At 63.1% G+C, this 16,929-nt stretch carries 14 protein-coding genes; 7 read left to right on the top strand and 7 right to left on the bottom strand.

All coding sequences use genetic code 11. The annotated features are described in order from the left end of the window. Window positions 1-4 precede the first annotated feature (4 nt). The gene (locus ACIPUD_RS09350) at window positions 5-847 is read right to left on the bottom strand and encodes an ABC transporter permease (protein WP_204514043.1); all 843 of its coding nucleotides are present in this window, start codon (window positions 845-847) and stop codon (window positions 5-7) included. Between the two features lie 231 nt (window positions 848-1,078). Next, window positions 1,079-2,050 (bottom strand): aliphatic sulfonate ABC transporter substrate-binding protein, encoded by a 972-nt coding sequence (locus ACIPUD_RS09345; protein WP_446480439.1) that lies wholly within the window; start codon window positions 2,048-2,050, stop codon window positions 1,079-1,081. Between the two features lie 187 nt (window positions 2,051-2,237). Between ACIPUD_RS09345 and ACIPUD_RS09340 the strand changes: the two genes are divergently transcribed. After that, window positions 2,238-5,027, top strand: coding sequence for a [protein-PII] uridylyltransferase (locus ACIPUD_RS09340; RefSeq protein WP_085361945.1), 2,790 nt, complete (start codon window positions 2,238-2,240; stop codon window positions 5,025-5,027). Between the two features lie 24 nt (window positions 5,028-5,051). Here the strand turns inward: ACIPUD_RS09340 and ACIPUD_RS09335 are convergent, their stop codons facing one another. Continuing rightward, complete coding sequence (locus ACIPUD_RS09335; RefSeq protein ID WP_446480438.1) at window positions 5,052-5,951, bottom strand: LysR substrate-binding domain-containing protein; 900 nt, start codon at window positions 5,949-5,951, stop codon at window positions 5,052-5,054. Window positions 5,952-6,140: 189 nt separating this feature from the next. Here ACIPUD_RS09335 and ACIPUD_RS09330 point away from each other — a divergent pair, with 189 nt between their 5' ends. Next, window positions 6,141-6,509: a nuclear transport factor 2 family protein gene (locus ACIPUD_RS09330; RefSeq protein ID WP_446480437.1), complete on the top strand. Its 369-nt coding sequence runs from the start codon at window positions 6,141-6,143 to the stop codon at window positions 6,507-6,509. A 94-nt stretch (window positions 6,510-6,603) separates the two neighbouring features. Here ACIPUD_RS09330 and ACIPUD_RS09325 read toward each other — a convergent pair whose 3' ends face one another. Continuing rightward, on the bottom strand, window positions 6,604-7,134 hold the full coding sequence (locus tag ACIPUD_RS09325) for a methylated-DNA--[protein]-cysteine S-methyltransferase (protein ID WP_018455889.1): 531 nt from the start codon (window positions 7,132-7,134) through the stop codon (window positions 6,604-6,606). 90 nt (window positions 7,135-7,224) lie between these two features. Between ACIPUD_RS09325 and ACIPUD_RS09320 the strand changes: the two genes are divergently transcribed. The 3 genes from ACIPUD_RS09320 (at window position 7,225) to ACIPUD_RS09310 (ending at window position 10,407) form a co-directional block, all read left to right on the top strand. Then, the gene (locus ACIPUD_RS09320; RefSeq protein WP_231189569.1) at window positions 7,225-7,587 is read left to right on the top strand and encodes a DUF1304 domain-containing protein; all 363 of its coding nucleotides are present in this window, start codon (window positions 7,225-7,227) and stop codon (window positions 7,585-7,587) included. A 135-nt stretch (window positions 7,588-7,722) separates the two neighbouring features. Continuing rightward, window positions 7,723-8,949, top strand: coding sequence for an ABC transporter substrate-binding protein (locus tag ACIPUD_RS09315; protein ID WP_026233046.1), 1,227 nt, complete (start codon window positions 7,723-7,725; stop codon window positions 8,947-8,949). 231 nt (window positions 8,950-9,180) lie between these two features. Further along, window positions 9,181-10,407 carry an ABC transporter substrate-binding protein gene (locus ACIPUD_RS09310; RefSeq protein WP_085385519.1) on the top strand — a complete coding sequence of 409 codons (1,227 nt, stop codon included), beginning with the start codon at window positions 9,181-9,183 and terminating at the stop codon, window positions 10,405-10,407. A 77-nt stretch (window positions 10,408-10,484) separates the two neighbouring features. Here the strand turns inward: ACIPUD_RS09310 and ACIPUD_RS09305 are convergent, their stop codons facing one another. After that, window positions 10,485-10,910: a DUF1330 domain-containing protein gene (locus ACIPUD_RS09305; protein ID WP_085349761.1), complete on the bottom strand. Its 426-nt coding sequence runs from the start codon at window positions 10,908-10,910 to the stop codon at window positions 10,485-10,487. A gap of 167 nt (window positions 10,911-11,077) precedes the next feature. On the opposite strand from ACIPUD_RS09305, the gene ACIPUD_RS09300 reads away from it, so the two are divergent. Further along, window positions 11,078-13,291, top strand: a complete 2,214-nt coding sequence (locus ACIPUD_RS09300) for a transglycosylase domain-containing protein (RefSeq protein WP_085349760.1) — start codon at window positions 11,078-11,080, stop codon at window positions 13,289-13,291. A 355-nt stretch (window positions 13,292-13,646) separates the two neighbouring features. Further along, window positions 13,647-14,306, top strand: a complete 660-nt coding sequence (locus ACIPUD_RS09295; RefSeq protein WP_446480436.1) for a hypothetical protein — start codon at window positions 13,647-13,649, stop codon at window positions 14,304-14,306. Between the two features lie 175 nt (window positions 14,307-14,481). Here the strand turns inward: ACIPUD_RS09295 and ACIPUD_RS09290 are convergent, their stop codons facing one another. Beyond that, complete coding sequence (locus tag ACIPUD_RS09290; RefSeq protein ID WP_026233044.1) at window positions 14,482-15,321, bottom strand: M48 family metallopeptidase; 840 nt, start codon at window positions 15,319-15,321, stop codon at window positions 14,482-14,484. Between the two features lie 217 nt (window positions 15,322-15,538). Further along, window positions 15,539-16,867 carry a polyhydroxyalkanoate depolymerase gene (locus tag ACIPUD_RS09285; RefSeq protein ID WP_018455880.1) on the bottom strand — a complete coding sequence of 443 codons (1,329 nt, stop codon included), beginning with the start codon at window positions 16,865-16,867 and terminating at the stop codon, window positions 15,539-15,541. Window positions 16,868-16,929 lie beyond the last annotated feature (62 nt).

Here is a 16,929-nt window from a genome sequence, read left to right as displayed (position 1 = left end):
CGCCTTATGCTCCCGTTGTACGCCCAAAGGCGTCCTGCCAGCGCAGGAAGGGCGCAGCCGCGATCTCGATCAACCAATCCGTGAGCTTGCCGAGGATCGCGAAGATCACGATGGCGGCGAGGATCTGCGCGGGCTTGCCGAGCTGCTGGCCGTCGAGCAGGAGATAGCCGAGGCCTTCGGACGCGCCGATCAGCTCGGCCGCCACCACGAACATCCAGCCCAGACCAAGACCGACGCGCAAGGACACGACATAGGCCGGCAGCACCGCGGGCAGCAGGATACGGCGGATCATGGCAGGCCCGGAGAGACGGAATGTGCGACCGACCTCGACGATCTTGCGATCGACGATGAGGATCGCGCCCATCACGCCGAGATAGACCGGAAAGAACACGCCGACCGCGATCAGCGCGATCTTCGAGGTCTCGAAAATGCCGAGCCAGAGGATGAACAGCGGCACCCAGGCCAGCGACGGGATCGCGCGCAGCGCTTGCACGGTCGGGTCGAGCAGCCGCCGCGCCAGCGACCAATAGCCGGATATGGCGCCGAGCAAGGTGCCCGCGACCACCCCGAACGCGAAGCCGAGGCCGACACGCCACAGCGTTGCGGCGATGTGACGGAACAGTTCGCCGGAGCGCGCAAGATCAACGACGGTGGCGAACACGCGCGAGGGCGGCGGCACCAGCCGGCCGTTGGACCAGCCGGACCAGACCACGAGTTCCCAGCCAAGCGCGAGGGTCAGTGGCAACAGCAATCCCAGCGTCGGCCCCGCATAGCGCGACAGCCGCGAGGGCGCGGCGCTCTCGGCCGGTTCCGTAGTCTGTTGCAGCACTGGCGCGTCAGAGATCATGGCCGGCAGGAAGCGCGTCTTGTGCGGGATTGCAAGGGCGCGCGGCATTCTCGGCGTCGTCCCGGACAAGCGCAGCGAAGCCGAGCGCAGATCCGGGACCCATAACCACGGGAAGGCGTGGCTACGGGGGCTTGGAGTTGCCCCTTTGGCGCCAAACCACTTCCTGTGGTTATGGGTCCCGGGCTCGCTTCGCGCCCCGGGACGACGACCGAGTTTGCCGCGCGCCTACCTTTAATTCGTCGGCAGCGGCACCTGATCGTCGATCAGCCCATCCAGCGTCGCCTTCACGTCGACCTTGGCGTCGACGACGCCGGCCTGTTGCAGGGCGAGGCCCGCGGCGAGGATCGATTCGCGCTGGGGCGCGCCGATGCGGCTGTGGGTCAGCTCGGTGCGCTCCTTGAGTTGCTTATCGACGACAGGCTCCGGCAGCTTGGTCACGGCGATGAAGGTCTTCTTGAGCTCGTCGTAATTCGCGAGCGAATATTTGCGCGCCTCTTCGTACACCGCGAGCACGCGGCGGGCGGCGTCCGGATAGTCTTTCAAAAACTGCTCGCGCACATTGAGGATGCCCCAAGTGTTGGCGTCGGCCTTGCGATAGAACAGTTTCGCGCCGTCCTCGACCTCGGCCTGCGCCATCATCGGATCGAGCCCGGCCCACGCATCGACGTCGCCGCGGATCAGCGCGGTCTTGCCGTCGGCGTGCTGGAGCAGCACCGGCGTGATGTCCTTTTCGGTGAGACCTGCGCCAAGCAATGCGCGCACCAGGAAGATGTGCGGATCGGTGCCGCGCGTCACCGCGACCCGCTTGCCCTTGAGATCGGCGACACTAGCAATCTTGGAATCCTTTGATGTCACCAACGCCGTCCATTCGGGACGCGAATAGACGTAGATCGACTTGATCGGGTTGCCGTTGATACGCGCGACCAGCGCCGCCGAGCCCGCGGTCGAGCCGAAGTCGATCGAGCCCGCATTGAGGAATTCGAGCGCCTTGTTGGAGCCGGCCGACTGCACCCAGGTGACGGTGATGCCGTCCTTGGCGAACTCCTTTTCCAGGAGCCCCTTCTGCTTCAGGACCATCGACACCGGATTATAGGTCGCCCAGTCGATACGGATTTGCTTGAGCGGATCCGCCGCCCGCGCCGCGGGGGACATGGCAAGAGCGACCGCTCCCGCCAACAGTATGCGTCGTGTAATCCTGGTCATGCCCGACCTCCTCAAAACTTCATTGTTTTTCAATGAGTTAGATCTAGAAATCAACGAGAAAATCCATCCCTCGAAAGCGCGCCGGCTGAGAACAGCTTTGCCCAAAGCCGCACCTTTCCAGCATGGAACGACTATTGCGAGAGAATGGCGGGTGACAGCGCCGGCCGCCTCTTATATCCGGTGAGACATGGACAGCGTCGCGACTGAACACAAGGCCGAGGTGGACGATCGCTTCGACACCGCGCGGATCACCGCCGCGGTCGATGCGCTTGCCGAGAAGCACCAGGGACGCGAGGACGCGTTCCGCACGGCCATGGCGCAACTGCTCAAGGCCGAGCTGATTGCCTCGCGCGCTGCGGCACAGACGATCCTGCTGAAGGACCGTCACGGCCGGCGCTGCGCCGAGCGACTGTGCCACGTGCAGGACGAGATCATCCGCATCCTGTATTCGGCCGCGACCCGCCATCTCTACCGCTCGCCGATTCCGAGCGGTGCCGAGCGCATGGCAGTGGTGGCGACCGGCGGCTATGGCCGCGGCCTGATGGCCCCCGAGTCCGACATCGATCTGCTCTTCATCCTGCCCTACAAGCAGACCGCCTGGGGCGAGCAGGTCGCCGAGGCCATTCTCTATTGCCTCTGGGACATGGGGCTGAAGGTCGGTCACGCCACGCGCTCGGTCGACGAGTCGATCCGGCAGGCGCGCGGCGACATGACCATCCGCACCGCGATCCTGGAGACGCGCTTCCTTACCGGAGACCGGCCGCTGTATGACGAGCTGGTTGCCCGCTTCGACAAGGAGGTCGTGCAAGGCACCGCGTCCGAGTTCGTCACCGCGAAACTCGCCGAGCGTGAGGAGCGGCATCGCCGCGGCGGCCAATCGCGTTATCTGGTCGAACCCAACGTCAAGGACGGCAAGGGTGCGCTCCGCGACCTGCACACGCTGTTCTGGATCGCGAAGTACGTCTACCGCGTGAGCGACACCGACGAACTGGTCGACCGCGGCGTGTTCGACGCGCAGGAATACCGCACGTTCCGCCGCTGCGCCGACTTCCTCTGGTCGGTGCGCTGCAATCTTCACTTTTACTCCGGTCGCCCTGAAGAGCGCCTCTCCTTCGACCTCCAGCGCGAGATCGCGGTCCGGCTCGGCTACACCTCGCATCCCGGCATGCAGGACGTCGAACGCTTCATGAAGCACTACTTCCTGGTCGCCAAGGAAGTCGGCAACCTCACCGCCATCCTCTGCGCCAAGCTCGAGGACCAGCAGGCCAAGCCCGCGCCGGTGCTGAGCCGGATGATGGCGCGGCTGCGCCCCACCGCGGTGAAGCGGCGAGTGCCCGACAGCGACGACTTCATCGTCGACAACAACCGCATCAACGTCGCCGCGCCCGACGTATTCAAGCATGATCCGGTCAATTTGATCCGCATCTTCCGCCTGGCGCAGAAGAACAATCTCGCCTTCCACCCGGACGCGATGCGCGACGTGACGCGTTCGCTCGGCCTGATCAACGCGCAGATGCGCGAGAATCCCGAAGCCAACCGGCTGTTGATGGAGATCCTGACATCCGACAACGCGGAAATCGTGCTGCGGCGGATGAACGAGACCGGCGTGCTCGGCCATTTCATCCGTGCCTTCGGCAAGATCGTCTCGATGATGCAGTTCAACATGTATCATCACTACACCGTCGACGAGCATTTGATCCGCTGCGTCGGGTTCCTCCAGGACATCGAACGCGGCGGCATCGAGGAATTCGCGGTGGCGAGCGACCTGATGCGCAAGATCCGGCCGGAGCATCGCTCCGTGATCTACATTGCGACGCTGCTGCACGACGTCGCCAAGGGCCGGCCCGAGGATCACTCGATCGCCGGCGCCAAGGTGGCGCGACGGCTCTGCCCGCGGCTCGGCTTCAGTCCGGCCGACACCGAGCTCGTGGCCTGGCTGATCGAGGAGCATCTGACGATGTCCACGGTCGCACAGTCGCGCGATCTCTCCGACCGCAAGACCATCGAGAATTTCGCCGCCGTGGTGCAGTCGGTCGAGCAGATGAAGCTCTTGACGATCCTGACCACCGCCGACATCCGCGGCGTCGGCCCAGGCGTGTGGAACGGCTGGAAGGCGCAGCTCTTGCGCTCGCTGTACTACGAGACCGAACCGGTGCTGACGGGTGGCTTCTCGGAGGTAGACCGCGGCAAGCGGCTCACGGCCGCGTATGCCGAATTCCGTAACGCCTTCGCGGAATGGCCGGCGGAAGAGCTCGACGCCTATATCGCCCGGCACTATCCGGCCTATTGGCTCAAGGTCGAGCTGCCGCGCAAGATCCGCCACGCGCGCTTCGTCCGTGCCAGCGAGCAGGCGGGCCACAAGCTCGCGATCAATGTCGGCTTCGACGAGGTGCGTGGCGTCACCGAGCTGACCATCTTCGCCGCCGACCATCCCTGGCTGCTGTCGATCATCGCAGGCGCCTGTGCCTCGGCCGGTGCCAACATCGTCGATGCCCAGATCTACACCACCACCGACGGTCGCGCGCTCGACACCATCTCGATTTCCAGGGAATACGACCGCGACGAGGACGAGGGACGGCGCGCCACACGCATCGGCGAGATGATCGAGGACGTGCTGGAAGGCAAGCTGCGTCTGCCCGAAGTGGTGGCCCGGCGCACCGTGCGCGGCAAGGCGCGGCCGTTCGTGATCGAGCCGGAAGTGACCATCAACAACCAATGGTCCGACCGCTACACAGTGATCGAAATGTCCGGCCTCGACCGCCCCGGGCTGCTCTACGAGCTGACCACCGCGATCTCGAAGCTCAACCTCAACATCGCCTCGGCCCATGTCGCGACCTTCGGCGAGCGCGCGCGCGACGTGTTCTACGTCACCGATCTCCTGGGCGCACAGATCAGCGCGCCGACACGTCAGGCCGCGATCAAGAGCGCGCTGACCCACGTGATGGCCGGCGACAAGGCGGTTCAGCCAGCGGCCTGACTTCTCTCGTCATTCCCCGCTGAATCATCGCGCCGACTTTTGTTCGGAGAATCGCAGCGCGTTCACCAGCGCAGACAGCGTCGCCGGTTGATGCCGACGACTGGGATAATACATGAAGAAGCCCGGAATTGGCGGAGTCCAATCCTCCAGCACCCGGACAAGGCGGCGCTTCGCAACATATTCGGCGACCTGCTCTTCATAAGCGAGTCCCACACCAACCCCGGCGAGCGCCGCCTGGATCACCAGGTGGGTATCGTCAATGATGAGTGGGCCGTTCACGTTGATCGTGACCGACTTTCGTCCCTGCTGAAACTCCCACCGATATGGTCCACCCGCAAGACGCAGCGTAATGCACCGATGATCGTTCAGATCCTTTGGTTTCTTGGGGATGCTTCGTGAAGCGAAATAGCTTGGCGAGCCCACTACCGCCAATCGCAGTTCGGGCGTGAGGCGAACCGCGATCATATCCTTTTGAATGTACTCGCCAAGCTGGATACCGGCATCGAACTCGCCTGCAACAAGGTCCACGGGGCCAGTGACGGTAACAACGTCCAGAACGATGTCCGGGTAGGACTCAGCGAAAGCTCTCAACCGCGGCAACAACACCATCACGGCAGCTGATCGTGACATTACGATTCGGAGACGACCTTCGGGTCGCTGCCGAACACTTCGGGTCTTGTCGAGGGCGCGACGAATTTGCTCAAGCGCCGGAGACAAGTCTTCCAAAAGAGCTGCCCCCGCAGCGGTTGGCGCAACGCTCTTGGTTGTTCGAGCGAGCAGCTGCAGCTCAAGCCGTTGCTCAAGCCTCCGGATTGTGTGACTCAAGGCAGACTGAGACACACCCAGCTTTATCGCAGCGCGCGTAAAGCTTCGTTCACTGGCCACGATTGCGAACGTCGCGAGCTCGTTCAATTCGTTTGTCATCGTCTATGAATATCGATCATAAGCCCATGCCGTGCAAGTCGGCTGGCTTCATAAACAACTATGCCGTAGGCTCCCACCCGCAATTCGACGACCTACGGTGCTTTTCTGCACGGGCGCCAGGCTGACGCCCGGCACGGCTGGCCGGGCCGGGCCGCATGAATGCCCGGTGTAACGGCTTTGAGGATGACAATGAATACGGACGTTCCCGCCTTGCACTCCCTTGCGCAAACCTATTTCGATGCTGCCTATGAAATGGATGCCGAGAAATTTGCATCCTTATTTCACCCCTTGAGTTCCGTGACGAATGTCGCCGAGGACGGCAACGTGGGCGTGACGCCGATTGCGACCTGGCTGGCAGCGGTCCGCGACATGAAAGCTCCAAAGCAACAGGGCTTCGAGCGAGACGATCAGATCCTGTCGACGGATGTTGAAGGAGAGCTCGCGCTTTTGAAGGTGAAATTGCGCATCCCGCCGCGTTACTTCACAGACCTGTTGTCGTGCTTGAAGGTGAACGGGACCTGGAAGATCGTGCAGAAAGTAATGACGTCGAACGTCTGATGGATTCGGTCACGGCGGGGGAGAGCGGCCGAAGGCTCGCTCGACGGCCCATCGCCGGCCGCCGCCAATCGCTCAACCGTTGACAAACAGGCGCTTAGACCGCCACGCCTTCATGCCGCAGCAGCCAGCGCTTGCGCTCGAGGCCGCCGCCATACTTCACCAGAGAACCATCGGCGCCGATCAGGCGGTGGCACGGCAGCACCACGCTGATCGGATTGGAGCCGTTGGCATGGCCGACGGCGCGAATGGCTTTGGGCGTGTCGATCCTTGCGGCGAGCGCGCCGTAACTCATTGTGGTGCCGGCAGGGATTTGCGCCAATGCATTCCAGACCTTCTGCTGGAACGGCGTGCCGGCGATGCGCCAGGCGATGTCTGAGAGCTGGCCGAGATCGCCGTCGAAATAGTCCGACAGCGCAGTCCGCATGGCCGCGGGCGCGGGCTGGTCACTCAGGTCCACCAGACCGTAATGCAGGCGCAAGAGCTCGCGCATGCGGTGCTCGTAATCCTCCCAGTCGAGCGCGCGCAAGGCGCCCTCAGCGTCGGTGATCAGCAGCGCGATCCCGATCGGCGTCGCCAGCCGATCGAGGCCGAAGCTTACAGGCGGTTTGGTCGGTCGCGCGGGCATTGCGGCACCATTGCATCGAAACACGCCATCGCACTTGCCACGCCAGCCGTGCTAGCGTCCACCCGAAAGCTGACGCTGGGGGAGCTCAACTTGATCTGGATCGCGAATATCCTGGTGGCGCTGGTCGCCGCACTGCACGCGTACTTCCTGATCCTGGAGATGTTGCTCTGGGACAAGCCGCAGGGCTTGAAGGTTTTCCGCAACACGCCGGAGAAGGCAGCGATCACCAAGGTGCTGGCCGCGAACCAGGGACTCTATAACGGTTTCCTGGCCGCCGGCCTGGTCTGGGGGCTGGTGCACGGCAATCCGGCCTTCGCGTTCCAGATCAAGGCGTTCTTCCTGCTCTGCGTGATCGTGGCCGGCGCTTATGGCGCGGCGACCGTCAGCACGCGGATCCTGATCGTGCAGGCGCTGCCGGCGGCGCTCGCGCTGTTGGCCTTGTTCCTGACCTGAGATGCCATAGCGCGGCACCGCGATCCTTGCGCGGCGCCTGCCGTTCCTCCACAATCTCCGACAGCGATGGCGACCGTTGGCAATCAACGGGACAAGACCGTCGGTCGGAAATTCCGTCAGGAGGAACAAGCCCACATGAGCAATCGCAGAGCCTTCATCACCGCCACGGCGGCGCTCGCCTTCGCGTTCTCCGCCAACCAAGCTCTCGCCCAGAAGAAATACGACACCGGCGCGAGCGACACCGAGATCAAGATCGGCCAGACCGTGCCGTTCTCCGGGCCCTATTCCGTCTACGCCAATATCGGCAAGACCCAGGCCGCCTACTTCAAGATGATCAACGATCAGGGCGGCATCAACGGCCGCAAGATCAATCTGATCCAGTATGACGACGCCTATTCGCCGCCGAAGACGGTCGAGCAGGTGCGCAAGCTCGTCGAAGGCGACGAGGTGCTGTTCACCTTCCAGATCATCGGCACGGCCGCGAACGCTGCCGTGCAAAAATATCTCAACGGCAAGAAGATCCCGCAACTGCTGGCCTCGACCGGCGCCGCGCGCTTCAACGATCCGCAGAACTATCCCTGGACCATCGCCTATAATCCCAACTACGTGTCCGAGGGACGCATCTACGCCAAGTACATCCTCAAGGAGCATCCGAACGCCAAGATCGGCGTGCTCTACCAGAACGACGACATGGGCCGCGACTATCTCGCCGGCCTCAAGAGCGGTCTCGGCGACAAGGCCGCCAGCATGATCGTCGGCGAGGTGTCCTACGAGGTCACCGATCCGACGGTGGACTCGCAGGTGGTCAAACTGAAGTCGTTGGGCGCCGATCTTTTCTATGATGCCTCGACACCCAAATTCGCGGCGCAGGCGATCAAGAAGGTCGCCGAGCTCGGCTGGACGCCGGTGCACATTCTCGACATCAACGCGAGCCCGATCTCGGCGACGTTGAAGCCGGCCGGTCTCGACATCTCCAAGGGCATCATCTCCACCCAATACGGCAAGGAGCCCGGCGATCCGCAGTGGAAGGACGATCCGGGCGTGAAAGCGTTCTTTGCCTTCATGGACAAGTATTTCCCCGAAGGGGACAAGCTCAATACCGTCAACACCTATGCTTATTCAGTCGCCGAATTGCTGACGCAGGTGCTGAAACAGTGCGGCGACGACCTGTCGCGTGAGAACGTGATGAAGCAGGTCGCTAACATCAAGGACTTCACCCCGAGCTTCGCGCTACCCGGCATCAAGATCAACACCGGGCCGAACGACTACCGCGTCAACAAGCAGATGCAGATGATGAAGTTCAACGGCGAACGCTGGGAGCTGTTCGGCCCGATCATGGAGGATGCGGGTCCAGCGGGTTAGCCTCTCGGATATCTCATAGGGCGGGTTACGCCCGGCGGACTGCACTTCGCGCATCCGCCGGCGCTGCCCACCTTACAAACCTGCTGCGCAGCCGCGCATGCTACGAACTGCGGGCGCACGCCCAAACTTGCGTTGCAACAACGCCTCATCCACTATCGCCGTCAGCGGTGACATCAGGTGCGCACAGGCGCACCTGATTGATCACCGGCAACAAACATTGAGGAAATGCGAATGAGGAATGGAATGCTGCATCTGGCCACGGCAACGGCGCTGACCCTGGCGCTATCGGTCTCGGCGGCCAATGCCCAGAAGAAATATGATCCGGGGGCCAGCGATACCGAGATCAAAGTCGGCCAGACCGTGCCGTTCTCGGGACCGGCATCGGCCTACGCGTCGATCGGCAAGACCCAGGCCGCCTATTTCAAAATGATCAACGACCAGGGCGGCATCAACGGCCGCAAGATCAATCTGATCCAGTATGACGACGCTTACTCGCCGCCAAAAGCAGTGGAGCAGGTGCGCAAGCTGGTCGAGAGCGACGAGGTGCTCTTGACCTTCCAGATCATCGGCACGCCATCGAATGCGGCCGTGCAAAAATATCTCAACTCCAAGAAAGTGCCGCAGCTGTTCGCGGCCACCGGCGCCTCGAAGTTCACGGACCCGAAGAACTTTCCGTGGACGATGGGCTACAACCCTAACTATTTCGTCGAGGGCCGCATCTACGGCCAGTACATCCTGAAGGAATATCCAAACGCCAAAGTCGGCGTGCTCTATCAGAACGATGATCTCGGCAAGGACTATCTGAACGGCATCAAGGCCGGGCTCGGCGACAAGGCCGCCAAGATGATCGTCAACGAGTCCTCCTACGAAGTCTCGGACCCGACCGTCGATTCGCAGATCCTCAAGATCAAGGATGCCGGCGCCGATCTGTTCTTCAGCGCCAGCACGCCGAAGCAAGCGGCGCAGGCGATCAAGAAGATCGGCGAGATCGGCTGGAAGCCGGTGCAGATCGTCGACATCAACGCCACCTCGGTCGGCGCGGTGATGAAGCCTGCCGGTCTCGACGCCGCCAAGGGCGTGATCAGCGTCAATTACGGCAAGGATCCGCTCGATCCGACCTGGAAGGACGATGCCGGCCTGAAGAAGTATTTCGACTTCATGGCGAAGTACTATCCGGACGGCGACAAGGATTCGAACTTCAATACCTACGGCTACGGTACCGCCCAGCTTTTGGCCCACGTGCTGCAGCAGTGCGGCGACAACCTGACGCGCGAAAACGTCATGAAGCAGGCGGCTTCGCTGAAGGACGTGACCAGCGATATCGCCCTGCCCGGCATCAAGGCCAACACCTCGGCGACCGACTACCGCGTCAACAAGCAGCTTCAGATGATGAAGTTCAACGGCGAACGCTGGGAGCTGTTCGGCCCGCTCCTGGAAGATGCGGGTCCGGCGGGTTAGTTCTCTCGGAGCAAGCAGGTGAGGCGTGGATGGCCGAGTCAAGCCCGGCCATCCACCTTGAGGAGGGAGTTCGCCGCTCAGGCCGGCACCTCGCCAAAGTTCTTGCCCACCGGCAGCACCGCGTGCCGAATGAGCCGTGAATCCTCCACGGCGGCCTGTCGGTGTTTCACCGCTTCGCGGTAGACGGGATCGCGGATCATCTCGACGAAGGCGGAGACGCTTGGGTATTCGGCGATGAAGCAGTGGTCCCAGCGCTCAGTCTCCGGGCCGATCAGCATCAGCTCGAATTTGCCCTGCCAGACGATGCGGCCGCCGAGGCGTTCGAACACCGGGCCGCTCTCGCGGCCATAGGCCGCATAGGCTTCCGCGCCGCTCGCCTTGCGGCCATCTGGATAGGCTGCCTCCTTGCGTAAGCGCACCAGGTTGAGCATGTGGATCGGGCCGGGACGGTCGTTGTCCCGGAACTGCGCGAAAATCTCCTTGGTTGGATCGATGTGGCCCATCTGAGTTTCCTTTTCTTTTATGCCGGCGATCCTAGCTCTGCCGACCTCCCAGCGGAACTGCGGCCAGCGAATGCCGCACCTCCTAATCGCGCGTTAAGCTCTGGGTAACCGGGCCTTAAACAGCGACCGCTAGCGTGCGGCGGGGCGGGCTTACCGGGCGTTTGCGTATGGGGTTGGGAAAGAAAAAGGGTGGGCGGAAGGAGCCGTTGTTCGGCTTGCCTGCGGCACTCGCCGATCTGCGCCTGACCGCGGCCGACCGCATTCCTGGCGGCGATGAGAAGCCGAAGAAATCAACGAAATCATCTGCCAAGCGCAAGAGCGAGGATGCCGGCGACGAGCCGCCGCGCGAGCGGAAGGCGCCAGCCGGCCGCGGCAGTGCCAAGCGCCGATCCAAGTCACGCATCGGCGCGAGCCTCGGCCGCCTGGTCTATTGGGGCGCGGTGCTGGGCCTGTGGGGCGCGATCGCCGTGATCGGCGTCGTGATCTATGTCGGCGCTCATCTGCCGCCGATCCAGTCGCTGGAAATCCCCAAGCGGCCGCCGACGATCCAGATCGTCGGCATGGACGGCAGCATGCTGGCGCAACGCGGCGAGATGGCCGGCGCCAACGTCTCGCTGAAGGATCTGCCGCAATATCTGCCCAAGGCGTTCATCGCCATCGAGGATCGACGCTTCTATTCGCATTTCGGCATCGATCCCGTGGGCATCCTGCGCGCGCTCGTCACCAACGTGCTCCATCGCGGCGTGTCGCAGGGCGGCTCGACGCTGACGCAGCAATTGGCGAAAAACCTGTTCCTGACCCAGGAGCGCACCATGGCGCGCAAGCTGCAGGAAGCGGAGCTCGCGATCTGGCTGGAGCGCAAGCATTCCAAGAACGAGATCTTGGAGCTCTATCTCAACCGCGTCTATTTCGGCTCCGGCGCCTACGGCGTCGAGGCCGCCGCGCAGCGCTATTTCGGCAAATCGGCCAAGAACGTCACCGTCGCGGAAGCGGCGATGCTGGCCGGTCTCGTCAAATCGCCCTCGCGGCTCGCGCCTAACCGCAACCCCGAGGGCGCAGAAGCGCGCGCGAAAATCGTGCTCACGGCGATGGCGGATGCCAAATTCATCACCGAAGCGCAGGCGCAGGCCTCGATCGGCCAACCCTCCTACAATGTGAAGCCGGTCGGCGCCGGCACGGTCAATTACGTCGCCGACTGGATCGGCGAGGTGCTGGACGATCTGGTCGGCCAGATCGACGAGAGCATCAAGGTCGAGACCACGATCGATCCGAAGCTCCAGAGCGTGGCGGAAGCCGCCATCATCGACGAGCTCGCGGCCAAGAGCGTGAAATTCAATGTCAGCCAGGGCGCACTGGTGGCGATGACGCCCGACGGCGCGGTTCGCGCCATGGTGGGCGGGCGGAACTATTCCGAGAGCCAGTACAACCGCGCGGTCACCGCCAGGCGCCAGCCGGGCTCCTCGTTCAAGCCGTTCGTGTACCTGACCGCGCTCGAGCAGGGGCTGACGCCCGACACGGTCCGCCAGGACGCGCCGATCGAGGTCAAGGGCTGGAGGCCTGAGAACTACACCCACGAATATTTCGGCGCGGTGACGCTGACCCAGGCGCTCGCGATGTCGCTCAACACGGTCGCCATTCGCCTCGGCCTCGAGGTCGGGCCGAAGAACGTGGTGCGCACCGCGCACCGGCTCGGCATCTCCTCGAAACTCGAGCCCAACGCCTCGATCGCGCTCGGCACCTCCGAAGTCTCGATGGTCGAGCTGGTCGGCGCCTATGCACCCTTCGCCAATGGCGGCTTCACGGCGACGCCGCATGTCGTCACGCGGATCAGGACGCTCAGTGGCAAGCTGCTCTACATGCGCCAGGCGGACGAGCACAACCAGGTGGTCGACCCGCGCTATGTCGGCATGATGAACGCGATGATGCGGGAAACGCTGATCAGCGGCACCGCCAAGAAGGCGGAGATCCCGGGCTGGCCAGCGGCCGGCAAGACCGGCACCAGCCAGGACTACCGCGACGCCTGGTTCATCGGCTACACCGCCAACCTCGTCACCGGCGTGTGGCTCGGCAATGACGACAACTCGCCGACCAAGAAGGCCACCGGCGGCGGCTTGCCGGTCGAAGTCTGGTCGCGCTTCATGCGCACAGCGCACGAGGGCGTGCCGGTAGCAGCCTTGCCGAGCTCTCCAGGTGGCTGGGGCCTGTCGAACCTGGCGCAGGCGACGTCGCAGGTGTCGCCGCCAACAGCGGCAGCGCCCGGACCCGCACCGGCCAGCAACGGCGGCTATCGCCCACCCCCCACGCGCGCCAATGCGCGACCGGAGGCAGCCGCAGGACTCGATGGCTGGCTGATGGACCGGCTGTTCGGCGGGAATCGCTAGCGCCGACCTGAGGTCCGGGTGACCTCAAAACAAAAACAAGCGAAAACAACCCCATGCACAGTAGCCGAGGATAACGAAATCAACGGCTTGCGTGAGTCGCAAGACGGCTGATTCTGACAGCAAAGCCATTTGACACCTCGGGCAAAACAGAACCGTTCCGCCATCATCCCGAACGCGGCCGCTATCTCGGCTCTCCCGGTTCGCCACCGGTGTCGTCTTCGGCAAGTCCTGCCTACCATGGCAAAATCGGCCGATCCCCGCAGCTCCCGGAACGCAAAAACACCAGTCTCTTCAAGCTCCGGTCGGCGGCCCGGGATTTGCTCTCACAGGTTGAGCAAGTATCGGAGAGCGTTCCATGATGTCGGGTGTATCCAGCGCGGCGTTGCCTCATCTGCGACCCGCATCAACGTCCGCTTCGAATAGGACATCGAGTCTTCAGCCGGCGGGACCGGATGCGACTGATGCTGCGACCGAAGGCTTTCGGATTGACGTCTCGCAGGTCAAGCCCCTGACAGGCGCCAAGTCGATATCGGCGGCGGACAATCCTCACCTGCGCGACCTCATGGCAACGAACTGGCTGATGACCCATGACACGAGCGCAACTCAGTCGGTCGTCTCGGACGATGCCACTGAGAACACCTATGCTCAGGTGAAGGTCGACGGCAAGGTGGTCGCCACCCTGTACAATGGCGGGTCCTCAACGATGACCAACGAGGCGGCTGGAAAGATCGGCAAGCTGGAGGATCCACCCGATCTGAGTGGACCAGATCTGGCGCAGTGGCGGGCCGACAGATACGCCGAGCGGCTCGGTGGCACCGTTGAAAAAGCTTCCACCGCGATCACGCAATCACAATGGACGCCGCGTGAAAGCAGCTCCGCAACCTATAGCCGCGATCAACTCGACGCAGCCTTCCAGGCGATGCTGGCCGAGGGCCAGAAGGCCGGCGTGCAATTGCAGTCATCCTATCTCGCCTCGCGCACGCAGCCGGGGACAAGCGCGGATGTCAGCGCCTGAGCAGAGGGATGAATTGAGTACGCGCGGACGTCGCTGCATTCTCAACTGTCATTCCCGCGAACGCGGGAATCCAGTACGCCGCGGCCTCTCGGTTCAATAACAACCGCCTCGGAACACTGGATCGCCCGGTCGAGCCGGGCGATGACAGCGTCAGATGGAGGTTGGCAGCGAGGGCCTAATCCTCGACCCCGTAGCGGTGCAGGTCGTTGCCGTACGTATCGAGCCACTTCTTGGCGCGCTCCATCGACGGGCAGACCTTGCCGCAGACGCGCCAGAACCGCGCCGAGTGGTTCATCTCAACGAGATGGGCGACCTCGTGGGCGGCGAGATAGTCGAGCACGTAGGGCGGCGCGAGGATCAGGCGCCAGGAGAACGACAGCGAGCCGGCCGAGGTGCAGGAGCCCCAACGACTGGATTGATCGCGGATCGAGAGCCGCTTGACCTTGACGCCGAGCTCGGCGGCATAGGATTCCGCCGCACGCTGAAGGTCGCGGCGAGCCTCGCGCTTGAGGAAGTCGCTGATGCGACGGTCCGCATGCTCGACGCCGCCGGCGACGCAGAGAATGCGCTCCCCGCTGTCGCGCACTTCCGTCCACACCGTACCGCGCGTGCCGGCGCGATGAACGATGCGATGGGCCGTGCCGCGAAGTGGTATCACTGTGCCAGGCTGGAACGGCGCGGCCTTCGGCAAACGGCCGAGACGTGCCGCGATCCACGCGCCGTGGCGCTGCGCGAAGTCTTTTGCTTCGGCGAGCGTGCCGCGCGGCGGCATGGTGAGGATGGCTTCGCGATCGCTCGGATGAATTCTGAGCGTGTAACGGCGCGCGCGGCGATGCCGGCGCAGTCGAATCGCAAAATATTGCGATCCATGGGTGATCAGGAGGGTCTTCGGCTCGTGGGGCCGCCGATAGAGGAGTGCGCGAGTGGCCATGTCTGTCAGTCCGGGGGGCAGGAGAGCGCCCGGATTCTGCCATAACCGCCGCCAGGGAAAGCGCTCGGCGCAAAAACAAATCATTTGCCCAATATACAGGGGTCTGGCGTCCGGGAGACCCTACAGACTGGGGTTGGAACCGGCTTTTTTCGCCCCCGTTCGGCGCATGTGGCACCCCCAAGGGGTGAGGTTGGACTCACTCCTACAAAGCTACCTAAATACCGCGAATCTAGCGGGAACTCGCCCCTGTCGGAGCCTCCGACAGGGCGTCGATTTTCAGCGGGAAAGCCGAAAAACGCGATTATTCGGCCGCGAGAGCCTGCAATGAGCTCGGATTCGCCGCCGAGACCATGAAGTCGTGGATGCGCGGCACGATTTCCGATTTGAAGCGCGAGCCATTGAACACGCCGTAATGTCCGACGCCCTTCTGGACGTAATGAACGCGGCGGTGATCGGGAATCGAGCTGCACAATGTGTGCGTTGCTTCGGTCTGACCGATGCCGGAGATGTCGTCGTTCTCGCCTTCGACGGTCATCAACGCGACGCGCGTGACCTTGGAGGGATCGACGCGTGTTCCACGATGGGTCATCTCGCCCTTCGGCAGCGAATGCTTCACGAACACGGTGTCGACGGTCTGCAGGTAATACTCGGCGGAGAGATCCATCACCGCGAGATATTCGTCGTAGAAGTCACGATGCTTGTCGACGAGGTCGCCGTCGCCCTTCACCAGGTTGGCGAATAGCTGCTTGTGGGCATCCATATGCCGGTCGAGATTCATGCTGATGAAGCCGTTGAGCTGCAAGAAGCCCGGATAGACGTCGCGCATCATACCCGGATGCGGGAACGGCACCTTGGTGATGACGTGGTTGCGGAACCAGTCGATGCCGCGCTCCTGGGCCAGGTTGTTCACCGCAGTCGGATTGCGCCGGGTGTCGATCGGGCCGCCCATCAGCGTCATCGAGGTCGGCACAAAGGGATCGCGTAGCGCTTCCATAATCGAAACGGCAGCGACGACGGGAACCGAGGGCTGGCACACCGCCAGCACATGCGTGTTGCCGCCGAGGACATGCAGCATCTCGATGACGTAGTCGATGTAGTCGTCAAGATCGAAGCGGCCGTCGCTGAGCGGCACCATGCGGGCATCGGCCCAATCGGTGATGTAGACCTCATGCGCCGGCAGGAAAGCCTCGACGGTACCGCGGAGGAGCGTCGCGTAATGGCCGGACATCGGAGCGACGATCAGCACGCGTGGATGCGGACTGCGCAGTGGACGGGCGAACTTGCGATCGAAGTAGAGCAGGCGGCAGAACGGCTTTTCCCAGACCGAGCGGACCTCGACGGGAACGCGGATGCCGTTGACCTCGGTGTCGTTGAGGCCCCATTCCGGCTTGCCGTAGCGGCGGGTGGTGCGTTCGAACAATTCGCAGGCCGCGGCAACGGACTTGCCAACCTCGGTGCGTGCCCAGGGGTTCAGCGGATTCTGAAACAGGAGCTTGGTCGCGTCCGTGATCGCACGCGCCGGATTGAGAGAGGCTTGCCCCATCTCGTACATCCAGTACATCGGCGTCGTCAGGACAGGACTGCCTTCGGCCACCAGGGGCGGCGCGCCGCCAAACTCACCAATCGGCATCGCTATATTCCTCTTCGCATCGCAGCATACTGCCGAATGCGTAATATTGCGTCAATGCATGG

This window comes from Bradyrhizobium sp. CAR08, from assembly GCF_052871955.1.
Note: the sequence above shows the minus strand (reverse complement) of the source record. Positions and strands in the feature narration are given on the sequence as shown.